Origin of the sequence: Simiduia litorea (genome assembly GCF_042853465.1) — a bacterium.
GTDB classification, from domain to species: domain Bacteria; phylum Pseudomonadota; class Gammaproteobacteria; order Pseudomonadales; family Cellvibrionaceae; genus Simiduia; species Simiduia litorea.
This window is the reverse complement of record NZ_AP031497.1, coordinates 338,641-361,397: the sequence shown is the minus strand read 5'-3', so window position 1 is coordinate 361,397 and position 22,757 is coordinate 338,641. Positions and strand designations below refer to the sequence as shown.

23 protein-coding genes are annotated in these 22,757 nt (G+C 47.7%); 6 read left to right on the top strand and 17 right to left on the bottom strand.

The genetic code is table 11. The annotated features are described in order from the left end of the window. Positions 1 to 47: 47 nt before the first annotated feature. The 4 genes from phaR to ACGHTT_RS01595 all read right to left on the bottom strand — a co-directional run bounded on the left by phaR (position 48) and on the right by ACGHTT_RS01595 (position 3,861). Positions 48 to 497, bottom strand: a complete 450-nt coding sequence (gene phaR / locus ACGHTT_RS01610) for a polyhydroxyalkanoate synthesis repressor PhaR (RefSeq protein WP_390593118.1) — start codon at positions 495 to 497, stop codon at positions 48 to 50. A gap of 83 nt (positions 498 to 580) precedes the next feature. Then, positions 581 to 2,296, bottom strand: a complete 1,716-nt coding sequence (gene phaC / locus ACGHTT_RS01605; RefSeq protein ID WP_390593117.1) for a class I poly(R)-hydroxyalkanoic acid synthase — start codon at positions 2,294 to 2,296, stop codon at positions 581 to 583. Between the two features lie 32 nt (positions 2,297 to 2,328). Continuing rightward, complete coding sequence (locus tag ACGHTT_RS01600) at positions 2,329 to 3,093, bottom strand: 3-hydroxybutyrate dehydrogenase (protein WP_390593114.1); 765 nt, start codon at positions 3,091 to 3,093, stop codon at positions 2,329 to 2,331. A gap of 288 nt (positions 3,094 to 3,381) precedes the next feature. Beyond that, positions 3,382 to 3,861, bottom strand: coding sequence for a hotdog fold domain-containing protein (locus tag ACGHTT_RS01595; protein ID WP_390593113.1), 480 nt, complete (start codon positions 3,859 to 3,861; stop codon positions 3,382 to 3,384). Between the two features lie 479 nt (positions 3,862 to 4,340). On the opposite strand from ACGHTT_RS01595, the gene ACGHTT_RS01590 reads away from it, so the two are divergent. From ACGHTT_RS01590 to ACGHTT_RS01580, 3 genes are all read left to right on the top strand, one after another. After that, on the top strand, positions 4,341 to 5,237 hold the full coding sequence (locus tag ACGHTT_RS01590) for an alpha/beta hydrolase (RefSeq protein ID WP_390593112.1): 897 nt from the start codon (positions 4,341 to 4,343) through the stop codon (positions 5,235 to 5,237). 195 nt (positions 5,238 to 5,432) lie between these two features. Then, positions 5,433 to 6,470 (top strand): HAD family hydrolase, encoded by a 1,038-nt coding sequence (locus tag ACGHTT_RS01585; protein ID WP_390593111.1) that lies wholly within the window; start codon positions 5,433 to 5,435, stop codon positions 6,468 to 6,470. A 95-nt stretch (positions 6,471 to 6,565) separates the two neighbouring features. After that, positions 6,566 to 8,122: an arylsulfatase gene (locus ACGHTT_RS01580; protein ID WP_390593110.1), complete on the top strand. Its 1,557-nt coding sequence runs from the start codon at positions 6,566 to 6,568 to the stop codon at positions 8,120 to 8,122. A 35-nt stretch (positions 8,123 to 8,157) separates the two neighbouring features. Here the strand turns inward: ACGHTT_RS01580 and ACGHTT_RS01575 are convergent, their stop codons facing one another. Beyond that, positions 8,158 to 8,514 carry a hypothetical protein gene (locus ACGHTT_RS01575; RefSeq protein ID WP_390593109.1) on the bottom strand — a complete coding sequence of 119 codons (357 nt, stop codon included), beginning with the start codon at positions 8,512 to 8,514 and terminating at the stop codon, positions 8,158 to 8,160. Positions 8,515 to 8,608: 94 nt separating this feature from the next. On the opposite strand from ACGHTT_RS01575, the gene ACGHTT_RS01570 reads away from it, so the two are divergent. Continuing rightward, the gene (locus ACGHTT_RS01570) at positions 8,609 to 10,900 is read left to right on the top strand and encodes a tetratricopeptide repeat protein (protein ID WP_390593108.1); all 2,292 of its coding nucleotides are present in this window, start codon (positions 8,609 to 8,611) and stop codon (positions 10,898 to 10,900) included. A 124-nt stretch (positions 10,901 to 11,024) separates the two neighbouring features. Here the strand turns inward: ACGHTT_RS01570 and ACGHTT_RS01565 are convergent, their stop codons facing one another. Then, positions 11,025 to 11,813, bottom strand: a complete 789-nt coding sequence (locus tag ACGHTT_RS01565; RefSeq protein WP_390593107.1) for a class II aldolase/adducin family protein — start codon at positions 11,811 to 11,813, stop codon at positions 11,025 to 11,027. Between the two features lie 324 nt (positions 11,814 to 12,137). Between ACGHTT_RS01565 and ACGHTT_RS01560 the strand changes: the two genes are divergently transcribed. Continuing rightward, positions 12,138 to 13,760, top strand: coding sequence for a polysaccharide lyase family 7 protein (locus ACGHTT_RS01560; RefSeq protein WP_390593106.1), 1,623 nt, complete (start codon positions 12,138 to 12,140; stop codon positions 13,758 to 13,760). Between the two features lie 186 nt (positions 13,761 to 13,946). On the opposite strand, the gene ACGHTT_RS01555 is transcribed toward ACGHTT_RS01560, so the two are convergent. Next, a complete protein-coding gene (locus ACGHTT_RS01555) occupies positions 13,947 to 16,430 on the bottom strand; it encodes a hypothetical protein (protein ID WP_390593105.1) in 2,484 nt (827 codons plus the stop codon). Between the two features lie 85 nt (positions 16,431 to 16,515). Here ACGHTT_RS01555 and ACGHTT_RS01550 point away from each other — a divergent pair, with 85 nt between their 5' ends. Next, positions 16,516 to 16,671: a hypothetical protein gene (locus tag ACGHTT_RS01550; RefSeq protein ID WP_390593104.1), complete on the top strand. Its 156-nt coding sequence runs from the start codon at positions 16,516 to 16,518 to the stop codon at positions 16,669 to 16,671. A 116-nt stretch (positions 16,672 to 16,787) separates the two neighbouring features. Here the strand turns inward: ACGHTT_RS01550 and ACGHTT_RS01545 are convergent, their stop codons facing one another. The 10 genes from ACGHTT_RS01545 to ACGHTT_RS01500 all read right to left on the bottom strand — a co-directional run bounded on the left by ACGHTT_RS01545 (position 16,788) and on the right by ACGHTT_RS01500 (position 22,011). After that, positions 16,788 to 17,900 carry a zinc-binding dehydrogenase gene (locus tag ACGHTT_RS01545; RefSeq protein WP_390593103.1) on the bottom strand — a complete coding sequence of 371 codons (1,113 nt, stop codon included), beginning with the start codon at positions 17,898 to 17,900 and terminating at the stop codon, positions 16,788 to 16,790. Positions 17,901 to 18,240: 340 nt separating this feature from the next. Further along, positions 18,241 to 18,624 (bottom strand): hypothetical protein, encoded by a 384-nt coding sequence (locus ACGHTT_RS01540; RefSeq protein ID WP_390593101.1) that lies wholly within the window; start codon positions 18,622 to 18,624, stop codon positions 18,241 to 18,243. 167 nt (positions 18,625 to 18,791) lie between these two features. After that, positions 18,792 to 19,106, bottom strand: coding sequence for a hypothetical protein (locus tag ACGHTT_RS01535; RefSeq protein WP_390593100.1), 315 nt, complete (start codon positions 19,104 to 19,106; stop codon positions 18,792 to 18,794). A gap of 11 nt (positions 19,107 to 19,117) precedes the next feature. Then, on the bottom strand, positions 19,118 to 19,477 hold the full coding sequence (locus tag ACGHTT_RS01530; protein ID WP_390593099.1) for a hypothetical protein: 360 nt from the start codon (positions 19,475 to 19,477) through the stop codon (positions 19,118 to 19,120). Between the two features lie 40 nt (positions 19,478 to 19,517). Further along, a complete protein-coding gene (locus tag ACGHTT_RS01525; RefSeq protein WP_390593098.1) occupies positions 19,518 to 19,823 on the bottom strand; it encodes a hypothetical protein in 306 nt (101 codons plus the stop codon). Between the two features lie 5 nt (positions 19,824 to 19,828). Next, complete coding sequence (locus tag ACGHTT_RS01520; RefSeq protein ID WP_390593097.1) at positions 19,829 to 20,179, bottom strand: hypothetical protein; 351 nt, start codon at positions 20,177 to 20,179, stop codon at positions 19,829 to 19,831. Positions 20,180 to 20,236: 57 nt separating this feature from the next. Then, positions 20,237 to 20,599: a DUF5992 family protein gene (locus tag ACGHTT_RS01515; RefSeq protein WP_379783937.1), complete on the bottom strand. Its 363-nt coding sequence runs from the start codon at positions 20,597 to 20,599 to the stop codon at positions 20,237 to 20,239. 175 nt (positions 20,600 to 20,774) lie between these two features. After that, positions 20,775 to 21,134, bottom strand: coding sequence for a hypothetical protein (locus ACGHTT_RS01510; RefSeq protein WP_390593095.1), 360 nt, complete (start codon positions 21,132 to 21,134; stop codon positions 20,775 to 20,777). Between the two features lie 24 nt (positions 21,135 to 21,158). Then, on the bottom strand, positions 21,159 to 21,506 hold the full coding sequence (locus ACGHTT_RS01505; protein ID WP_390593092.1) for a beta galactosidase jelly roll domain-containing protein: 348 nt from the start codon (positions 21,504 to 21,506) through the stop codon (positions 21,159 to 21,161). A 169-nt stretch (positions 21,507 to 21,675) separates the two neighbouring features. After that, positions 21,676 to 22,011, bottom strand: coding sequence for a hypothetical protein (locus ACGHTT_RS01500; RefSeq protein ID WP_390593089.1), 336 nt, complete (start codon positions 22,009 to 22,011; stop codon positions 21,676 to 21,678). Between the last annotated feature and the right edge of the window lie 746 nt (positions 22,012 to 22,757).

Here is a 22,757-nt window from a genome sequence, read left to right as displayed (position 1 = left end):
GCCTTGTGTCAACGACATTTTGCTGCAGTGCAGCAAAATGTGGCGTATCAATCTTCTTCGGTTGAATCCGGCTTATTTTTGGGCTTATCGGGGCTCGGCCAGAAAGGGTTGTTCTGGCTCATAAATTGGTTAAACAACCCCATGGGCGTGGTGCTCACCATCTGCTTCATCACCGTTTCCAAGGTACCTTGTTGCTCCATAAAATGAGCCAAGCTCATCTCTAGATATTGACGTACGTAGGCCTGCATATCGCTGTCGTAGAAACGTATCAATTGCTTTAGCAAGGTGTTGGTAAGGAGTGATTGCTGGTCCGTTGCCTCCTGCTCAGCGATTATCTGCAACAACAGACCCTTGGTAACATCCACCTCCGTTTTCGAGTCGAGCACGCGGAAATCTTGGTGGCTGTTAATCATCTGCTTGATGTCATCAAGGTTGACGTATTGACTACTGCTGGTGTTATACAAACGTCGATTCGGGTATTTTTTGACGATAATCACTGGCTCAGGCTCATTGTTAATTGCTGCATAACAGCATATCGCCTGCGCCGAGTGGCGCCAAGCCGCAATAATCGGCCCGTGAGTTAGATCGTAACCCTAACGTAGTCCCCAGGTGCCTCGGCCAAGGCCGGATACTGTGCTGAACCTGGCGCGCGTGCAGGACACTGACGACTGTCTTGCGCCAGCAACCAAGCCTGCCAATCCTGCCACCAAGAGCCCGACCGAGCCTCAGCGCTCGCCTCCCATTCACTCACACTCGTTTGCAACGCACCGACGCAGTAACCATATTTTTGCTGGCAAGGCGGATTGATGACACCGGCGATGTGACCCGAACCCGCCTGCACGAACCGCGTTGGCCCAGCCAATAATTTGGCACTCTTATAGGCCGCCTGCCACAGCACAATGTGATCTTTTTCAGCACCCAAACAATAGGCCGGCGTATCGATAGCCGAAAGATTTAACGGCACTCCATCCACCAAAACAGGGCTGCCCCCAGCGAGTGGGTTGTAGTGGTAGAAGTCTTTGACGTAAGTGTGAAAGATCTGCTCCGTTAAATGGGTTGAATCGCTGTTCCAAACCAACAAGTCAAACGCCGGTGGCGTTTTTCCTTTTAAGTAATTATTAATAAAGTTTGGCCAATAAAGATCATTTTCACGTAGAAAATTAAAACTAGTCGCCAATACTCTACCATCTAACAGGCCCCGGGCCTCGATCATTGGTTCGAATGAATCAAGCAACGGCGGGTAAAGGTAGTGGCCTAGATCGCCCGGCTCGGAAAAATCCAACAGTGTCGTTAACAGTGTTAAGGAAGCGAGTTTATTTTGCCCTTGCGCCTTGAGCCAAGCCTGAGTGCACGCCAACAAAGTGCCGCCCACACAATAGCCAGCCGCATGTATTTTTCTCACCCCGCATACGCGACGCACAACATCAATAGCGCAGACGGCGCCGTCACGCAGATACTCAGCGAAGCCTAAATTGCGGTGCTGCTCTTTCGGGTTAATCCAAGACACTATAAACACAGTAAAACCTTGCGCCACCAACCAATGGACTAACGACTTTTTTTGATTCAAATCCAAAATGTAGAACTTATTGATAAAGGGCGGCACTAACAACAAAGGTGTTTTATACACGGTGTCACCTTGTGGCGCATACTGAAGTAACTCAAACAGTTGATTGCGGAACACCACTTTACCGGGCGTGCAGGCAATATTTTCACCCAAGTGAAAGCCATTGCTGTCCACTTGGTTAACTTTTAAAGCCTCAAGCGGGCTGCGCTGTAAATCGGCCAACAAATTAGTAAAGCCGCGCTGCAAGTTTTCACCCTGCTCCTGCACGACTTCGCGCATCACATCGGGATTGGTCCAAGGGAAATTGCACGGCGCTACCGCATTCATGAGCTGCCGACTATAGAACCGCCAATGGGCTGCGTCATCCGCACGATCAAACTGCAGCGCATCTAATTGCTTCTCTAACATTTGCGCAGTGAGTAAATAGTTTTGGCGTATAAAACTATACGCTGGCTGTTCGTGCCAAGCCTCATCGATAAAACGTGGATCGGTTGCCGCCTGAGTAAGTTCCGGTAGCCGTTTGCTGTCGGTAAGCGCCGTAAGCATCGCGCTACAAAGCTGGCTTTGGCGGCTAAATAGGTCGCATTGCAATTGCATCAGCCGGCTCGGTTCAACCGAAACTTTCACGTCATTGTATTCAAGCATGCGGTTAAAATGCTGAGCACTGTCTTGCAACTGCAAGGCAAGTTCCTGAGTTAGCTTATTTAACATCGATGCATAATCAACTGCCATAGCTACGCCTGCTGCTGTAGTGAGTGTTCCAGCTACTGTGCCGTCCAACCGCCATCAAGCACGAGAGTTTGCCCCGTCATATTGCGCGCCGCAGAGCTCGCGAGAAAATCAATTGCCGTATTGATTTCATCCAAGCTGATAAATGCCTGCTTTGGCATAGGCTTAAGCATAATGGTCTCAATGACTTGCGCTTCAGTGATGCCATGGCTCTGGGCTTGCGCGCTGATCTGGCGCTCTACTAACGGGGTTTTTACGTAGGCGGGGCAGAGCGTATTGATGGTGATATCGTGGCTCGCCGTTTCCAGCGCAATCGTTTTACTGAACCCTAATAGCCCGTGCTTAGCCGCCACATAAGCACTTTTATAGGGCGATGCAACCAGTGCGTGTATAGAGCCGATATTGATTATTCGCCCGAAATTTTGGCCACGCATCGCGGGCAAGAACGCGCGGGTTAGCAGCGCGGGGCCGGTAAGTAAAATGTCGATGATACGCTGCCACATCTGCACCGGAAATTGTTCAAGCGCAGCCACATACTGAATACCGGCATTATTGATAAGCAGATCAACTGGCCCAAGCTCACTGGCCAATTGTTCGATTCGGTCGGGGCAAGTCACATCCAAAGCACAGGCTATCACATCACCCGCCATGTTTGCCCTAGCCGCGTCGGCGGCGGCGCCGTCGGCATCCGAAACAATAACCCGGTAACCGACAGACGCTAGATGCTTAACGATACCTAAACCAATGCCACTGGCAGCGCCGGTGACCAGTGCAACTTTTTTGCCCGCTTTACGATCCATTGTGCTTCCCTATGCTCTCTTTGGGTGCAAGTGACGGTGATTAATAGGCGCGTTACCACGATAATCAGCCTTTGTGACAGTCTTGCGACGTAGAGGTCCTGGACTTAAGAAAGTCAATGCAAAACTAATTCCAAGCCTGAAAAAGTTATTTTAGCTAGCACGAAAGTGCTGCATAAAAAGTAGAATGGCGAATGAACGAGCAGAATGGTGCGCAGACATTAATAGTATGTAAAAGACTCGCACGCCGATGAAGCTCGACGTCGAACCGTTACCGGCAATCACGAAAATCTATGATTTTTTTGGTGAAATTCGCATGGTGATATCGGCGTGAAACACCTCTACATTGTCCTGATTAAACACGCACACTGGCATAACAACATCTTGTGGGCTGTCCCAATCATAGGCGTCAAGTTTGCAAACAGCACGCAAATCCGACTTGGCAATCTTCAAATATTGCACTGTCATGCCCACGGGAATCCAACGAAAATTCGCGTTAAGCGATACATCTAAACAAACACCGCCGGCCAGTTCCGCCGCATTACACATGGCGATGGCGTGGACACTTTTTATATGGTTGTGTACGGCGCGACGTTTTTTGAAGGCAACCTCAACCAGGCCAGGTTCAACCACCGTAAAAACCGGCTTAATAGAACTAAAATAAGGCGCGTTAAAACACACGATCCTACTCACCAACCAACGGCCAATCGCGCTGCCGCCAAACTGACGCCACAATTTTAGCACTGGGCTTTTCGATGGCACATAACTCATGATTTAGCATCCCCAGACAATTGCATCATTAAATAACATAAAAAACACGATATGGTATCAAACCGCTACGGGAAAATAACCGACGTTTTTCTTTAACTTATTAACCTCAAGCTACGAATTTGAGTGATGAGTATACCCTGCTCTCCTTCGATATTTTCATTGCACCTTGACCACTTAATCAACGGAGCCTCTCCCACTCATTTATAATGAATATTCTGAAAGCGCTTGGCTAGGCACGTGCCCTCTACTTATACAGCATAAAAACACGGGCAAACTTTCCATTTAACAACCATTCTTTCCGTTTTACACAGCAAACCAGCACCTGAACATGATTCCCAACACAATAAACGTGTAACTGTCTGTCGCTTTAGTGTTAGGTTGAGAGCCTAAGAACGATACCCAGAATTAAGCATCTAGGCGTTTTGCAGAGGCATGCCCTTAATCAACAGCAACAGCTACCAGAACCTACAGATAATACTATGCGACAAAAGCACCTTGGAAAATATCTATTGGGCTCGGCGACCGTACTCACATTCTTGATAGTTGGCGTCGCAACATCTACTCAGGCTACATTATTCATCGTCAACCAACTAGCACTCACGCAAGAGATGCAGCGCTACACGTCTATTGCCTACGGTTCAGAAGCAGCGCAACAACTGGATGTTTACACACCCATTAACACGACTTACACCAGCAGCTTACCCGTCGTGATATTTTTTTACGGTGGTTGCTGGGGCGCCTGTGAAACGCTACCGAAGGAAGATTATGCCTTTGTGGCACAAACCTTACTCGAGCACGGCATCGTTGTTGTTATCGCAGATTACCGACTTTTTCCGACGGTGCGCTTTCTGAGCATTATCGAAGATGCCCGCAATGCCGTGGAGTGGACACACCAACATATCGCAGAATACGGAGGCAACCCAAAACAGTTATTTTTAATGGGCCACTCTGCCGGTGCGCACTTAGCGGCGATGCTAGCGATGAATCAAGCTTACCTGAGCCAGGATGCCTACGCAGACCTAAACGGCTTTATCGGTTTAGCCGGCCCCTATAATTTTCTGCCTTTTGACGAGCCCTACATGCCGGAACTCTTTGGCCCACCGCTGAACGAGCACGAATCGCAACCCATTACCTACGTCGACGGCTCCGAACCGCCCAGCCTTTTACTCTATGGCGATGCGGATACACGGGTAAAACCGGTCAACATTGACGGTCTATTTAAACGCCTTGAAGCGGCAAACAGCCCAGTACAAAAGCGTATTTATCAAGGTGTTGACCATGCCGATATTATCGCAAGCTTTGCAATGCCCCTAAGGCGCGAAAACCCTGTGGTTTTAGACGCCATTCAATTTATTAGCGCCAGTGCGAATAATTAGTACAACACGTGATTTGACTTAGAGCGCCAGTGTTGAGCATCAACAACGGAAGGTACGTCAGCTACGGTAATATGATTCCGCTTTAAACATTAACGTAATCTTTATTACGCACCGTTTCGAGGAACCCATTTGCTAATAGTCAAATTCACTGCTAGCGTCTAAGGTTGAATAAAAATCACAGCAAAGGATGGTCATGTGAAATTCTACGCTTATAACATTCGTTTTTTGTGCCTTATCATCGTCTCATTCTTGGCGCTAATCGCGTGTCAAGATAGGCACACCATTGAAAACGATCTACCCTCTTGGAACAACAACGAAAATAGCCAACGTCTGTTTCAATTTATTAGCGACGTCAGCAGTAAAAACAACAAACTCTATGTTGCGCCAAAAGATCGCATCGCCGTGTTCGACAACGACGGCACGCTATGGTCAGAGCAGCCCGCCTATTTTCAGCTATTTTTTGCCATGGATCGCGTGCGCGCACTGGCCGAAACATCGCCAGAACTCAAGGCTAAATGGCTTGAACAACAACCCTACAAAGCCGTGCTTGAAAATGATATGAAAGCGTTGGCGGCCAGCGGTGAGAAGGGTTTAATTGAACTGGTTATGGCTAGCCATACAGGCAACGATTCCGCCACCAGCGACGAATATGCCGACATTGTCACGCAATGGGTTAAAACCGCCAAACACCCTAGCACCGGCAAAGCCTATACTCACATGGTGTTCCAACCAATGCTCGAGCTTTTAACCTTACTCAGAGAGAAAGACTTCAAGGTTTATATTGTTTCCGGCGGTGGCGTCGACTTTATACGCCCTTGGGCAGAACAAGTGTATGGCGTAGAGCCTGAAAACGTCATCGGTTCAAGCGTCAAGCTGGAGTACGAATACCGCAACGGTAATCCTGTTATTTTGCGCAGGCCAAAACTGAACTTTATTAATGATAAAGCCGGCAAACCCATCGCCATCCATCAACACATCGGTAAACGCCCCATACTCGCGTTTGGCAATTCAGACGGTGATTTACAAATGCTGCAATGGACAGATGCCAATAAATTGCCCCATTTAAGTGCTTACATTCATCATACCGATGCAGAGCGCGAATGGGCCTACGACCAAGACTCTCATATCGGTCAACTCAAACAAGGCCTGGCCCAAGCAGCAAAACAGAACTGGCTAGTTGTGGACATGAAAAAAGATTGGCGAAACATTTATCCGGATGGACAAAGCCAGTAACAGAATTGTAACAAACCTTGATCACTATCAAAAATGCCAACGATTCACCCCGCCTAGGCGGACTACCAACACCAAGCTAAATAAGGAACATCAGCATGAGTAAACGTAGATCCCGCCTGCACATCCAAGCATTAAGCTTAATTGCAGGCACCATAGCAAGCTGTGCGGTATTTGCCGCCGACAAGCCCAACATCGTCGTGATTTGGGGTGACGATATTGGCCAGAGCAATATCAGCGCCTATAGCCATGGCATGATGGGTTATAAAACGCCCAACATCGATAGTATCGCCAAAGAAGGCATGATGTTTACTGATTATTACGCCGAACAAAGCTGCACCGCCGGTCGCTCCGCTTTTATAACAGGGCAAAACGTCTATCGCACGGGGTTAAGTAAAGTGGGCATGCCCGGTGCCGAAATGGGCATGCACGAAAAAGACCCGACTATTGCTGAGCTGCTAAAAGGCCAAGGCTATGCCACCGCACAATTTGGCAAGAACCACTTAGGTGACAAAGACAAGCACTTGCCAAGCAACCATGGTTTTGATGAATTTTACGGCAACCTCTATCACTTAAATGCCGAAGAAGAACCGGAATTACGGGATTACCCGACCGACCCTGAGTTCAAGAAGAAATTTGGCCCACGCGGTGTCATTCATAGCTATGCCGATGGCCGAATTATCGACACAGGGCCACTCACTAAAAAGCGCATGGAAACTATCGACGACGATATTGCCAAGCGCTCAGCCGAGTGGATAGAAACGCAAGCAAAAGCGGGAAAACCTTTTTTCGCCTGGGTGAATTTTACCCATATGCACTTTCGCACGCACGCCAAACCGGAAAGCGTCGGCCAGGCCGGAAAATGGCAGAGTAATTACCACGATGTCATGATCGACCACGACAAGAACGTGGGTACTGTTCTCGCTGCTATCGATAAAGCCGGGCAAAAAGATAACACCATTGTGTTCTATTCTACTGACAACGGGCCACACATGAACACCTGGCCCGATGCAGGCACAACGCCTTTCCGCGGAGAGAAAAACACCAACTGGGAGGGCGCCTATCGGGTACCCGCTATAGTTCGCTGGCCCGGTCACATTAAGCCCGACTCCGTATCGAATGAGATTATGTCACACATCGATTGGCTGCCAACCTTCTTGGCAGCGACGGGCGACGCAAGTATCAAAGATAAGTTGATGAAGGGTCATAAAGCCGATGGCAAAAAATTTAAAGTCTTGCTTGATGGCTACAACTTTCTTCCTTACCTAACTGGCAAGGAAGCCAAGGGGCCGCGCAAAGAGTTTTTCTACTATTCAGATGATGGTGAACTCACCGGCCTACGCTACGACAACTGGAAAGTGGTTTTCCAGCAGCAGCGGGAAACTGGCACACTAAATATTTGGGCTGAACCCTTCACTAAAACGCGCATGCCCATTCTATTTAATTTGCGCACAGACCCGTACGAGAATGCAACCGTTACCTCCAACACCTATTGGGATTGGTACCTCGATCGTGCCTACCTGTTAATTCCCGCTCAGGCCTACGTTGCTAAGCATTTCGAAAGCTATGTGAAATTTCCGCCGCGCCAGAGTGCAGCGAGTTTCACGATTGACCAAGACGCCATTATTCGGCAGCTAACACCGCCGTCACACTAGCAACTGTTAGGAGTTTAATTCAACACGTGAGGGGCTCATTTATTGAGCCCTTTTTCTCGCGCACACAAGGGTTGGTACTGTGTATCTAAAACATCGACACGCGATAAATCATCACCCACCTGTTCCAGCATCACTTTTAGTGCATCGTAAAATTGGCGGGTAAACACTTCAACGCCTAGATGGAATGTTAACGCCTGCTTTGCATCGATATATTGCTGCTCATATATTTCTGAAGCCTTGGCGGCGGCAATACTGTGTTCTTGTCTTAATCCAATAGTTTTTAGCTGCCAATAGGCTGCACACTCTACGTCGGGCACAGCTATTTCAGACGTCGCGTGTTTCGCATAGGAAAGCATTACAAGAGGTATCAACATCAATACACGCACTTTCATAAGCCAACCCCTAAATCAATCGATTCGTCATAGTAGAGATGATACTATTTCTTCATTCGTTTTCACTTTTTATTCGTATAAATAAGCGACAATAATGCATAAAAAACTTGCGGCTTTTTGTATAGTATTCTTTTCTCTACCGCTGAATGGGGTAAGCGCCGGCCAAGCGCTCGATCCATCACCAACGGACGCTCAAGCCTCCTACGTGGGAAGCGAGGTCTGTGCTGATTGTCACCAATCCGAGTATCAAGACTGGCAAAAAAGTCATCACTGGGCGGCCATGCAACCCGCGTCCGAGAAAAGCGTACTGGGCAATTTTGACAATGCCGCATTCACTTACAACGGCATAACCAGCCGTTTTTACCGGCGCGACGGAAAATATTTTGTTAAAACCGACAATGCAAAAGGAAAATTACAAGAATTTGAAATCACCTACACCTTTGGCGTCGAACCATTACAACAATATTTAATTGATTTCCCCGACGGTAGGAAACAGGTACTTGCCATTATTTGGGATACTCGGCCAAAAACAGAGGGCGGACAGCGTTGGTATCACCTGTATCCAGAACATGAGGTGTTACAACATGGCGGCAATCCACTAGACCCTATCGATTATAGAGACGCCCTACACTGGACCGGCACTTACTTTAATTGGAATTCACGCTGTGCGGCTTGTCACTCAACGGATCTCAGAAAAAATTACAATTCGGTAAAAAATACCTACGAAACCACCTGGCAAGAAGTCAATATTGGTTGCGAAGCCTGCCATGGCCAAGGTTCATTACATCTCGAATGGGCAAAGCGCGGCGATAAATCCATAGCGGGTTCGAGTACCGCTCATCGTGGATTCGACTTTTCCTTAGCCAACAAGGGCGTTTGGTCGGCCATCGAAACCCTTGCCGCCACTAAAAGTACAACCCAATCTCAGCAGGCCACAAGCACAACCTTGCGTCGCTCCGGCCCATCGGCGGAAAAACAACACCAAGTCTGCGCAACCTGCCACTCGCGTCGCACTGAATTGCAACAAGCGGATGTAAGAAAAAATTTTTACAACACCCATAACTTACACCTATTGGAGTCTCCGCAATATTTTAGTGACGGGCAAATTTCCGATGAAGTTTATGTCTACGGTAGCTTCCTGCAAAGCAAGATGTACAGCGAAGGCGTAACCTGCGGTAACTGCCACATGCCTCACTCACTGCAGCTGAAAGTAGGTAAGCCCCGCGATAGCAATGGGGTTTGCAGCCAATGCCACTTGCCCAGCTACTATGATAACCGCTCGCACCACCATCATGAGGAACCAAGCGCGGGTGCACAATGTGTCAGCTGCCATATGCCATCAGAAACTTACATGGGCGTGGACGTACGTCACGATCACAGCTTCCGCATCCCAAGACCCAGTGTTAGCGAAACGGCAGCGGCACCCAACGCCTGCACACAATGCCATACAGACCAAAACAATCAATGGGCCAATAGCGCCATAGATACTTGGTTAAAGCCACAGGGGAAAACACAATCGCGCCATAGCTTCGCCCATAGCTTCCACAAGATTCAACAACGCGATGCACAAGCGGCGCCTGATTTGATGGCCATAGCCCTGAGCCGGCATCAGCCCAACATTGCCCGCGCCACCGCGGTATTGATGCACGACGGCTTTTATCAGCACACCGATATCGAAAAATTGAAATCACTCTTGGCCGATAGCGACCCACTGGTACGTGCCGCCGCTGTTCGCTCGGTTCAAGCGATGCCGGCCAACTATCGCTTCTCTTTATTGAGTGCCAGACTCGATGAGGAAGTGTTATCGGTGCGTATAGAACTCGCGAGACAGCTTGCCGATATTCCCCTCGCCGAAATACCGGCGCGCGAAGCGAAGCTGATCGACGAGCTCTATAAAGATTTTCTTGCGAGCGCTAATTTCAACGCCGACTTTCCAGAGAACCAAGTTGGCCTCGGGCTTTTCTACCTGGCAAGGGGAGACTATGCGCAGGCAGAGAAGAGCTATAACAAGGCATTGCAACTTTCAGCAAATCACCTACCCGCGTTACTCAATCTAGCCGACCTTTACCGAGGCCTAGCGCGCGATTCAGAAGGCGAAACTCTATTAAAACGCGCCATTAGCCTGCAGCCAACCGATGCACATGCCCATTACTCGCTGGGCTTGCTCTACGTGCGGACGATGAATCTTTCCGGTGCCGAAAGGGCGTTAGAACAAGCCACAAAGCTGCAAACTGACAACCCCCGTTACGCTTATACCTATGCTCTCATTTTGGAAAAAATAGATAAAACGGCGCAGGCAATCGCCTTTTTAGAAAACTGGCAGAAAACGTATCCGCCCCATCCGGACGTCACCGGTGTGCTCAACAATTTAAAGCAGAAAAAATAGCACACTGAAAAACGAGACTTTAAAAAAGCTAGGGAAGCTCTGAATATCCAAACGCTAGACATTAACGTTTGGAATCAAGTAGATCGAGCCTCACGGGGCTCGATCCTCACAACGCCTGTTTACATTAATCAAACATATCCGGCTGTTCGGCGCTAATCACATTAAACAGCGGCGAGAATTGAAACTGCCCCGCAATGGCTGAACCCACGGTTTCCCAGGTTTTCTTGGCCACCTCGGGTGCAATTAATTTGGGCTTGCCTACAGCTTCCGCTAACAGCTGGGCCTGACATGTGCGCTCCAGCGTGATGTACCACCAAGCCGCGGCTTCAACCGTTTGACCTACCGTGATCAGGCCATGGTTTTGTAGAATCGCGGCTTTTTTATCGCCCAAGGCTTTTGCGATCCGCTCACCCTCCTCCATCTCCAAAGCCACGCCACCAAAATCATCATAGAGTGCATGATCCTCATAAAAGGCGCAGGCATCCTGTGTTATTGGGTCTAGCAAACGCCCCAGCGAAGACCACGCTTTTCCGTGCACAGAATGCGCGTGCGCAGCCGCCACCACATCCGGCCTTGCGGCGTGAACATGAGAGTGAATGGTAAACGCCGCACCGTTGAGAAAACCATTTCCTTCGACGACCTCACCTTCATGACTCACTAAAAGTAACTGAGATAGGGTGATTTGTTTAAAGGAAACACCCATCGGGTTAACCCAAAAGTGATCCGTTTTTTCTGGATCGCGCACCGTGATATGACCGGCCACGCCCTCGTCAAAGCCAAACTTTCCAAACAACCGAAACGCCGCCACCAGCTGGCGCTTGCGATGCAGTCGCTCCGCCTCAATAGATCCGGCCACCTGGCTCATCGCATCTAAATCGGCATTCATCACGATATTATTCGTTTTCGTCGTCATCATCGCTCCCATATATACAAAGCCAATACCCGGCGCAACCGCGCGCTAGGGTTAAAAACTAGCACCCCGAGACGACCCTAGCACTAGTAAATATTCACTAAGAGGTACAAACAGTGCCTTCCAAGCCACATTTTTGCCCTGAGGGGCTTTTCTGCTCGCACCACCTAGATTATAGTCAGACATCTTAATCAGACTAATTGGTTAACCAAAATTACACTTTGGTCAGGTTGAATGACGGAGAGCACCAGCGCTTTCTACCCATTGATCTGGGCACCCACAAAAGAGCCTTGCGCGCCTTTGAACCCTATTTTCGAAGAGAAAGCTATGAAGTTACTGACTATCGGCCTACTGACCGCAACACTCTTAGGCTGCGGAGGCGGCGGCTCCTCCAGCTCATCGGCTACACCGGTAACGCCGACGCCGACCCCTGCGCCGACCCCAACGCCAACGCCAACGCCAACGCCAACGCCAACGCCAACGCCAACGCCAACGCCAACGCCAACGCCAACGCCAACAGAAATTTTAAGCGCACCCTATCGCGCTGTGCCAAGCTTTCAATCGGTTTTAGATGCCTCTAAATTGCAGGCACCTACTAGCAGTACGCTGATTGCTCAAGGTAATTTTGACAAGGACACGGCCTGGAATAGTTATTTCTACAGCAGCAACCTTAAACCGAACAGCGTTACCTTTACGGTAGAGGGTTTAAGCCAACGCTCAGAGCTACGCCAAATGAGTGAGTGGTATACCAAAGACGCGGGCAATCGCATGAAAGGCACCTTCACCATTGATGACCCGTTAAGCGGCAACGTCGACCAGCTCACCTTCATGCAAATTCACGACTCAGAAGCCTTCAACAAACCCCTGCTCAGGTTAGTTTGGTTGCGCGAGCGCAGCGGTATTTCCGACCATGTATGGGCGGTCATTAAAGACGATGTGATTGCAGCCGGAGCTTACACCTATGTGGATTTAGGCAGCTATAACAGCGCTGGGCACAGTGCGGAAATTGCGGTTGCCAACAATAAAATGACCATCAGCTTAGATAATGTGGTGAAGGTCAATGCGCGCGATGTGAGCTATTGGCAAGACCTCAGCAGCTACTTTAAAGCCGGCGTGTATTTACAAACCGACGGCCGCGCAACCGTTAACTTTACCGCGCTCGATTACTTTCGCACCGGCAGCCTTTACGCCAGCCTGCCACCGTCTGGGAATTTCAACCTAGATAAATGGAAGCTGACTTTACCCTATTCCAAGGATATTTATTTCGGCAGCGGCGGCTCAACCGCAGCGGAAATCAAGCCGTTCAACCTCAACCCAGACGGCATCGATCCACTCAACGATGGCTTTGTAGACAGCGATAGTTTTAGCACCGCCAGCGACGGCGCCATGCAATTCAGCGTCGATCTCGCAGACCCGCGTTTAGCCTCAACCACCAATTCAACCTATGCCCGCAGTGAATTGCGAGAACTGTATGATTGGCAATCTGGCGACAGCGACAGCAACGCCAACTGGGCACCCAGTGGTACGCATACATTAACGGCTACCGTCTCGGTGACAGACTATTTCAGCGCTGACCCACAAGTGGTGGTGGGCCAAATACACGCCAAAGATTCCAGCAAAGCCCTAGTAAAACTACAGTGGGATGGCCCCACCAAACCCGTGCGCGCCATCATCAATCAAAACCCAGACAGCGGCGACCCTTTCAACTTAACCTTTAGCACACCGGGCACAGCGACATTCGATTACGCCATTACGCTAAACAACAACCAACTCTCCATAACCGTAGACGGCGCCACCCAATCAGTAGCCATTGGCACTGAACTGAGCAGCGATTGGAGCAATCACGTTTACTATTTCAAAATTGGTAACTACGCTCAGGCGCCCATTGGCTCGGCGGGAAAGTTTGTGGTAAATGTTTACCAATTAGCGATCGAACACAGCACACATTAACAGACGCTTAGACGTGGCTTTTAGGGAAGATATTCTTGTGGGATTGTCTAGTTTAGTGATTAAAACGGCTATTCAACACGCGGTAACAATTCAATGAATCGCGACATGAAAAGCAACAAGACCATTACTATCTAGCGGAAACACCATGAGCACAGCGCTCGCTGTGCTCATTCAATTTGTTAGCGGCTAGTTAACCAATATACCCGATACAACATCACCATCTAACGTCGATTGCCAATTACCTCCGCGCGGTCGAATTGAAAACTTTACTGCCCCGCCATTGCCTTTGGTTAACACCTTATTAAGGCTAACGGCGACAGGAGCCACATCAGCACCCGCCGCAACCTGTGTAACACCATTAGCTTGCCACTGCCCTTGATTCCAGATTTCCACAACCAGATCGGCATCCTGAGTCGCCAAATAGTTAAAAGAAAAATTTACCGTGCCACTTGCTGGTAGGCTGGCAATTTGAGTCAGGGAAGCAATTTGACTACCGGGTATTATCGCGTCGGTGCGAACAGCTATCCCTGCTTGGCTGTGGGCGTCTAACGCTGTCCGCCAATCACCACCGACTGGACGGATATTATATTTCACCACATAGCCTTGCTCACCGTTAACAAGGGCTGACGGTGGTGATAATTGCACCAATGCACGCCCAGAACCTTTGCTCACCGTCGTCTTACTTGATGTTACATATTGATTGCCCTTCCATAACTCCACAACAACATCACGGCTCGCGCTGGCAACATAATCAACAGCGAAATTGAGCACTTGTGCGGAGGGTAAAGCATCCAAGACTAAGGGCAAGGTCACACTATCGCTTACCGTGTCATCTGGCGTAGTCCTAGGTTTATAGCTATGTGCTTCCAATACCACGGACGACACTCGGCCACCAGTTTCAGCGAATGTAATATCGATTTGGTTATCCCGTTTCAATAAGCTGTTGGCAACAGGCACCGCTAATGCGCCAAAAAACTCATCACGGGAACTCTGAGCACCACCAGCCCAGTTCGTCGGAACGGCCACCGCCTGCCCATTAACACGAATGGTTGGCCGCTTAGAAAGCGCATGCGCTCGCGCAAAACCAACGCGTAGAATCGACTGACCTTCTCCCACCTCTACACCCGGAATACTAAAAGAAAGTGTTTTATTACTTACAATAGGTTGGAGATAATTCGGACTATAGTAATCCATTTCTTTATGGGTAGCCTTTACCGCTAAGGCGCTAGGAAATTCAATTGCCAGCACCCGCGTTTCGCCTGGTTCTAATTCAACAGTGGTTGCTAGCGGCACTAAGCGATCTTGATAAAGGTGATTGCGGTCAGGATAAACAACCAAGCGCTTCTCATGCACGCTTACAGCCGAACGCATATCTTGCGCAAAATCTAGACTAACCGACTCGTTCATCGTTGACAGGCTATTGAGTGCTAGGTAAGCAGTGTTACCGTTAACAAAAGCCTGCACCTGTACATCGGGGTTATCACTTAATACCTCTACTCGCTTACCTTTTACGTCTGACCATAGCTGGTAAAAATGCACACGAGGCGTCCAAATAAAGCGCGTAGGTTTACCATTTTGAATGCTGCTTTTATCCGGCCGAATGATAACCGCGCCATAGGGCTCCCAATTATTACCGGCGTTATAGTGCCAAGCCGCTTTGCCAGTAATGAATGGCACAGACGTCATCATGCGGTCTTCTCGGTCGAGTAGTTGAAACAACATCTTATTGATCGATCTAATCGATTGAACACTTTTTAGATCACTGTATTTGTCTCCGTAACCTTGTTCTATTCCGCCATACTCCGTGATCGCGTGCGGCTTTACCTTTTGCCACTTTGCATAGCCGTAGGTTTCAATCAAATCTAAAATGGCATCTACATTACTACCGGAGCGCTCATTGCTAGAACCTGTAACGTTAACACCATCATAGAGATGCACCGATAGCGCATCGATATCCGCGCCGGCCGTATCCATAAAGAACTTCATACGTTCATTGAAATGCCGAAAATCCCACAGCTCCATCGAAGGCCAAGCACTGCCATAACCAATGATTTTTGTATTTAAGCCGCTATTTTTAAACTGTTTACCAATATCGCGAATGAGCCAAGTCATTTCTTTACGCACCTGCTCTGCCGGCAAACCAAACTCACCCGCGTGAACAAACGGCTCGTTCATTGGCTCGTAAAACTGGGGGCGGGTTAACTCGTTGTAATAATACTTGAAGTAGTCAGCAGCCCAGCGCGCCGCCTCAGTCCGATTGTCACCTGGCCGATAGATGGCTTTCGGATGTTCGGTAACAACATTGCGAGTTGAATAGAAATTAAAATTAGGGTGCTTTAGTGTTGCAGCTAACGCGTTAGCACCATTGGCCTTAGCCTGAGCCGTATTTGGATAAGCGCTACCGGCCTTCGACACAGAAAACGGACTCCAAAATTGACGGCCAAACCCGACTTTCAGATCGTTTACCAGATACTGCAGTTCTTGTTGCGTAACCTGATTCTCCGTGGCAACCATATGAATATTGAAAAATTTACTTCTATCAAGCGTAGAAACATTACCAATGAACCTTTGCACTTCCAAATCGACCTGCACTTTCGCTTCAGCCAAGGCGTAATGTGGGAGCACTGCCGCTGCTAGAGCAACGGAATACAGCGTAGGGGAAAATTTCAATGGACAAACTCCAGTAGTTATAGTGTTAATGACTACTGGATATTACCTAAGGCTTTTATGAACAGTTTCGACTTGATGGGTAAATGTGACTAAGTCTAAATATTTACGACTCTTTGCCTACACGACCGTACTAAACAAAGACGACTTAACAACGCCAGAGTACCAAGTAGAGCGGCGTGAAAGTGTGTTAAATATCAATTCTGATTTAGGTTCTTTGCAGCGGCGAGTTAAGAAATCTTAATTGAGGTAATTGAACTTAAAAATGGGCTCTGAATTTTTCTAATACGACTATAAATTTTTATTGGGTAGCAAAGCCACCCAATAAAAAGTAGGAACCTTTATTTGACTAACGCTTAACTAAACCTCGGGATTCACTAAAAACTTTGTTCCCGTTTTCTTTGCCGTGTAACGCCCAATCACCTCGGGCTTGAGCATATCGCGCAGGCTGATCTGTTCCGTGAACTGACTCGCAAAGGTCGTTTTGATGGACTTTGCGACGCGCTGTTGCAATTCCGCCGCGCGCGCCATGCCCACTTTGGCAATAAATCGCGGCAACAACCAACCACCCACGGCCCAACTCATGCCATAGGCACGGCGCAGCACTGTCGGGCTAATATCTAGGGCGCCGTACAAGTAAACCTGCTTCAGCGCGTCGGAGCCATAAGTGTTTAAACCTTGTGCATCGCGGCTTAAATAGGCCTCCATGGTCGCGAGGATATCACTCGCCAATTCGCCGCCGCCGGTGGCATCAAACGCCAAGGTCGCGCCGGTGGCCGCAATTGCCGCATAGAGATCTTTGCGATAGCTTTCGCGACTGCTGTCCACCACATACACTGCACCCTGTGCTTTCAGCAATTCAGCCTGTTCAGGTTTGCGCACCACGTTAACCAAAGGCACCTTATCTTCCTGGCAAATACGGTTCAGCATCTGCCCGAGATTTGAAGCCGCCGCGGTATGTACCAGCGCCTTATGGCCCTCCATGCGCATGGTTTCAACCATGCCCAAAGCGGTAAGTGGGTTGACAAAGGAAGCCGCCGCCTCGCGCGCCGTCACACCCGCCTCGTGCGGTAGGCAACTGTGCATGGGCACGCAACAGTATTGCGCGTAACAGGCACCGCTCATCACCGCCACGGTTTTGCCCAGTAAATGCTCAGCGCCGGCACCGGCCTTTTCCACCACCCCAGCACCTTCATTACCCACCGGCAAAGCTTGATTCCAGCGAGACTTCATGGCCCCCACCCAGGATTGCAGCACCGGCGCACGCAGGGTCAGGCCATCGGCGCTCAACTTAGCTTCGCGCAGCTCGGCCGGGCCAAACAAAGGCCACATGTCGGAGGGGTTAATCGGCGCCGCGAGCATGCGCACTACCACTTGACCGGCCGCAGGCTCTGGTACCGCTACGTCTCGCAAACTCACAATCAACTCGCCGGTTTGCTTGATTTCAGAAAAAAGTTGTAATGCATTATTCATGGTTATTCCTTATCTGCTGTATCTACGGAGTGATGTACGCTGAATGTTAATACCTAGCTTTCGTTAATGCTGCAAGCAGCTTCCCTACAGCATAGTGTGTGACAACGCAGAGCGACACAACTCTTGCTAAATGGCGCTAGAAATGCGCCCGAACTAGAGTGCCGAACGCCGCGATAAAATAGTTCGGACGTGGATCGCGCGATGCTCCCGCAGATTAAAGTAACCTAATCAACATTGGCTCGAGGAGATAATTATATGGCTGCCAATCACCTCGCTGTTTTACACGGCAAGGATTGGCTTAAACGCAATCACTTGGCGCATCTTTTTGGCAGGTCAAGATTTATGGCGCAGCGAGCCATATTCTATCCATTACTAGGTACCCGTTGAACGTATTACGCATTTGCACAGTCACACTTCGCTCACTTGCTTGTGCGGCGAGCGCTGTAGAATAGAACATTTTTGCAAATTCAGGGTTTGCCGACACCTTTATGGCAGCTGCGTCACCAGTGGCAACACCCGAAAGCCCCACCGACGCAGGCTGATTAAGATCCATAGCTGAATCGAAATACATCAAAATTAAGTCGCCATCATTGACATAGAGATTCTGTACTTTGCCAGTATAGGCACAATAAGGGCTACTGTTATAAGTACTACAGGTGGGTTCAGCGGCAACAACATCGACACTGATGAGCACAGTAGCAATAATCAGCAAGAACAAGCGCATTTTGAAAACTCCATTTATTTGTATTATAGCTAGCTCAATCGACAATCCAAATGGGAAAATGGGTTACCAATAGATTCCATTGAAATCTAATAAAAAAAGAAGCTAACGGGAAGCTACTCTAACTAACAACGTTCACAACTAACAACGCCCGCCGAAAAGTCCGACACTTAGGTCTCCATTAAATAGAAACTAATTATCTCGCAATTCGATGAATCCTCATAAATAACCCCAATCACCTGGTCGGAAACTTTTGCCGCCATCAAAAGAGAGAAAAATCTATTTTTATCATCCACTGTTGCCGACGCCCCGAATACCAAAAGTCCATTTTGGCAAGTTGAACCAGAAAACCAGACTGCGACTCCGTTTCCTACATAATTTTCTAGACGCCACTTATCTGGAACCCCTTCCACCGCAACGGACTTTGCCATCAGATTAGTACACGGTAAGATCATAACAATTGCTATTAATAAGTAACGAAACATAATTAAAAACCTCAAGCCTCTACATCTAAATAAGAAATTTCGCATGAACCACCACGTATGGGAAGCGTATCATCAGCATTGATGCCTACCTTTTTACCCGAGGAAAATGCTATATAGGCCGCGCTTATAATGTGCTGATTTTTTGCATCAATATAAATTCTGCTAGTATCTGTGCAAGCTGTATTGGACCATACTAGAGATGTTGTGAACCATAACTCGATTGTGTGATCATATATGGTGCCAGAGGCATAATCGCCAACCGCCCTAATTTTGCTAATTACTAATCCATCCACGTGATCACTAGCGGAATATGCAAAGCTAGAAATCATCATGCCCGACGCGATCAAGAAAACAGTAAACAAGGTATTCATTGGAAATCCTAAAGGTGCTATTAAAAACTCTACGATCAATCTAAAATTTTATATGATCCATGATGCATTGGCCGCTAGTATTTTTCTGGCAAGACAAATAGATCTTTGATGATGTTGTTTTAGCCGCAAGCGCGATACTCAACATAGCACTACAATCTGGATTACTACTCGGGCAGTATAAAACCTGATGCACACAACCGCTTTGCGCTAACACATCAGACTTCAAATACATAAAAATCGTCTGACCTGTATACGCGCCTAGGCTTTCAATCTCTTGATCAGCAACTTCAATTGCCTGAATTTTAAGGGACAGGAATAGAGCCAACAAAAACATTAAATATTTCATAACAATCACCAGTTACCTATATGGTCAATTAATGCAGGGTTTCCGGATGTTGGCGGATTATAATCTGTCACATAGATTGACAATGGTAGCTGCCCAGCCATTTTCATCAATATCACAGACCAAGCAGACTTACCGAAGGGAGTTGTTGTGTCCAACTTGAAGGCATAACAACATCCTGTAGCGCCAGCGTGAAATTCATGTAAATTTCTAAAGAAAACCACGCCATCATTAACCAATTGGTAATGGACCTTGCTCATATCTGGTACATGAATATACCCAGGTTCCGCACTAGAATAGGTGCCACTGAGCGTCAGACAAGCCAGCAAAACCAACTGTTTAAATGTACGAATAATCATATTTCTTTGACCCTATTTTACATCCCACTTTATCAAACATTTCAGATCAACTTTATATCAGTGTTCAACAGAAATTGAGCCTGCTTCTGTTAGTACATTGTAAGTGATTGATGGCGTCGAATACCAAGCCACAGGCTCGCAAAGATGGGCATAACCAGACACCTTTTTTCCGGACATGAATGCAGCCAAAACTGTGGAATAGATCTGGCTATATTGCGGGTGACTAGCCTTCACGAACACTTGATCACTAACAGTACAACTTCCTACATTTCCAAAATCACCAAAAATCATAAAGCCAGCTGTTCCGGCTTGGACAAGATCGATTTTTGAAGGTATAGCTGCATTAGTTCGACCACCAGCAACCGCAGCGAAAGACAATAAAGCCAAGGATATTAAGGTAATTAATTTTATTCCAGACATTAAAACACCACTAAAGATAATTTATATTCCATTCACTCTCATCCCACTTGAACCTCCCTCGCCGACAGACGGAGGGAAAACATGGTCTTAATAAACTACAAATGCCGTACGACGAATCGGCTAAAGTTATTTATTATAAAACTAACTTCTCTCATCACCCTAGCCCAAGGGGGAACTATTTAGCCCTCAAGTCAGCGGTCATGCCCATTGCATCGCATTGTCCATCCATACCATTCAGCGCTTTATCAATAACAATGCCCATATCTAACCCAGTCGACAAGCTGGTTAGCGCCATCGTGTAGGCGGCTTTTGTTTGTTCGGCGCCTATTTGACTAACGTTAAAGTAAGCATATTTATGCTGGCAATTATCAAGCGCAGAGGATTTCAAGGTGACAATAAAGCTACCATCTGGCGCGCCTAAGGCGACTCGGCTTACCTGACCCACATACCAATTTGGAGCCGCAGAAGATACGCTGCAGTAGAATGAAAGCGCAAGAACTACGAAAAAGCGCTTTTTAAACGCGAATTGTTTCACGAGAACTCCTTAATAATTTTGAACTCAATTTCCAATAACAACAATTGATCTAGGGATCGGCAGGCGCTTCCCCCAAGGCCCGACTTTACAACTGTCGAGCCACATGCTTACTTTCCTGTTACCCATATGTGCTGCAAGGGCAATACTTAGCGCAGAATCATACCCAGTAGGAAAATCCGTTCGCCAAAATACAACCTTACTGCCGTCCTCGCAGCCATCATTTTGCACTGATCCAGAAGTAGGGTAGAGAGTAAAAAAAGTATCCGTTGCTTCAACTTTTAAGATGCTGAAATCACCACTACCAACAGCAGCAAAACAAGGTAGACCTAAACTAAACACCGCAAATGCAATTAGTAACTTAATTTCATTCATAACGATTCCAGTGTAAATTGACAGACAGCTTAGTTGGTCGGAATTTGGCACTGTGACCAAATAAGCCTGCTGGCCAACTAGAATCTAGTCAGTCTCCTCATAGAACATTGAAAATAAAATAGAACTTGAGTCTAGTGTCTGTCGAATCTAGCCACCCAGACTCTATACATCAACGCCCACCTAATTCCACTTCGTAAACCTTGCAGGTATCGTCACTTAGATATATTGCCACCGTTTTATCAGCCATATAGGCTGCCAACAAAATAGCTAGCATATTCTCTTTGCCTGGATGATCTGGATAGATGGACGCGTAATGGACGCCATATCCACTTTGCGATGTGCAAGCCGTAAGTTCAGGCGTAATACGCACATTAATTCCACCGTTAACAACCGCGACGATTTTGGTAACTTTTGCGTCAGTTATCCAACCTTGTTCAGCATTCACGTTGCCGGCACTGAATAGAAATATGAATATACACAGGAGAAAGGAAACTACTCTAATCATTGAAACTCCGTCACTATATAATACTAATCATTTACCGAAACATACATCGGCCTGTGATAATGATCGACGACCTCACAACTTGACGCCACAGCCGTATCCAACCTTACGTTTACTTGCTTCTGCGCAGCATAAGCCATCAAAATCAAAGTCTCTGTTTTAGTTGACACTGAGCAAATCCATTTTCCATTTGATGCAGTTGTTTGATACGCGAGAAGTCCATTACATTTAGACGGCCACTCCAGTATTCTAGTTACCTGTCCTGAACAATTATAATTTGCTAGCGTTGATGTCGAATTCAAGATCAGAAAGATTGCAACAAACCAATTCCTCAATTTTAAACTTTTCTCCACTTCCCCACCCTCTATAATTACTTCGCTTTGATATTATTTCGGCCGAAATCGAATAATAGTCATTCGACAATACTTTCCACTTGACCCAGGAAACAAGTCCGTATCTTTCGAATAAATTAGAACCGGCGACGCAGCGTGATATGCCGACAAGAGAAAGGACAAATTATTCTTAAACCCAGGGGCGCTAGAGTCCATCCAGAAACCCACACATTCCGATGATCCAATAGGCGATGCTTCATTGACAGTAAATACCACGTCACCACTTTCGCCGGCATCTGCATAGGAGTAGATCTCCTTAATGGTTGTGGTTCCGCTATTAACTGAAGCCGCGCCAACAGGAAGGGCAGCAAGCATCAGCAAAAATTACGATGACCTAATATATAGATTCATAATCAA

Excerpts from the sequence above, each read along its gene's own strand:
- ACGHTT_RS01560 (WP_390593106.1), top strand. The coding sequence starts at position 12,138 with ATGAAGTTACTGACTATCGGCCTACTGACCGCAACACTCTTAGGCTGC.
- ACGHTT_RS01565 (WP_390593107.1), bottom strand. The coding sequence starts at position 11,813 with ATGACGACGAAAACGAATAATATCGTGATGAATGCCGATTTAGATGCG.
- ACGHTT_RS01520 (WP_390593097.1), bottom strand. The coding sequence starts at position 20,179 with ATGATTATTCGTACATTTAAACAGTTGGTTTTGCTGGCTTGTCTGACG.
- ACGHTT_RS01600 (WP_390593114.1), bottom strand. The coding sequence starts at position 3,093 with ATGGATCGTAAAGCGGGCAAAAAAGTTGCACTGGTCACCGGCGCTGCC.
- ACGHTT_RS01515 (WP_379783937.1), bottom strand. The coding sequence starts at position 20,599 with ATGTCTGGAATAAAATTAATTACCTTAATATCCTTGGCTTTATTGTCT.
- ACGHTT_RS01500 (WP_390593089.1), bottom strand. The coding sequence starts at position 22,011 with ATGATTAGAGTAGTTTCCTTTCTCCTGTGTATATTCATATTTCTATTC.
- ACGHTT_RS01525 (WP_390593098.1), bottom strand. The coding sequence starts at position 19,823 with ATGAAATATTTAATGTTTTTGTTGGCTCTATTCCTGTCCCTTAAAATT.
- phaC (WP_390593117.1), bottom strand. The coding sequence starts at position 2,296 with ATGGCAGTTGATTATGCATCGATGTTAAATAAGCTAACTCAGGAACTT.
- ACGHTT_RS01590 (WP_390593112.1), top strand. The coding sequence starts at position 4,341 with ATGCGACAAAAGCACCTTGGAAAATATCTATTGGGCTCGGCGACCGTA.
- ACGHTT_RS01505 (WP_390593092.1), bottom strand. The coding sequence starts at position 21,506 with ATGAATGAAATTAAGTTACTAATTGCATTTGCGGTGTTTAGTTTAGGT.
- ACGHTT_RS01595 (WP_390593113.1), bottom strand. The coding sequence starts at position 3,861 with ATGAGTTATGTGCCATCGAAAAGCCCAGTGCTAAAATTGTGGCGTCAG.
- ACGHTT_RS01580 (WP_390593110.1), top strand. The coding sequence starts at position 6,566 with ATGAGTAAACGTAGATCCCGCCTGCACATCCAAGCATTAAGCTTAATT.
- ACGHTT_RS01530 (WP_390593099.1), bottom strand. The coding sequence starts at position 19,477 with ATGAATACCTTGTTTACTGTTTTCTTGATCGCGTCGGGCATGATGATT.
- ACGHTT_RS01570 (WP_390593108.1), top strand. The coding sequence starts at position 8,609 with ATGCATAAAAAACTTGCGGCTTTTTGTATAGTATTCTTTTCTCTACCG.
- ACGHTT_RS01540 (WP_390593101.1), bottom strand. The coding sequence starts at position 18,624 with ATGCGCTTGTTCTTGCTGATTATTGCTACTGTGCTCATCAGTGTCGAT.
- ACGHTT_RS01575 (WP_390593109.1), bottom strand. The coding sequence starts at position 8,514 with ATGAAAGTGCGTGTATTGATGTTGATACCTCTTGTAATGCTTTCCTAT.
- ACGHTT_RS01545 (WP_390593103.1), bottom strand. The coding sequence starts at position 17,900 with ATGAATAATGCATTACAACTTTTTTCTGAAATCAAGCAAACCGGCGAG.
- ACGHTT_RS01535 (WP_390593100.1), bottom strand. The coding sequence starts at position 19,106 with ATGTTTCGTTACTTATTAATAGCAATTGTTATGATCTTACCGTGTACT.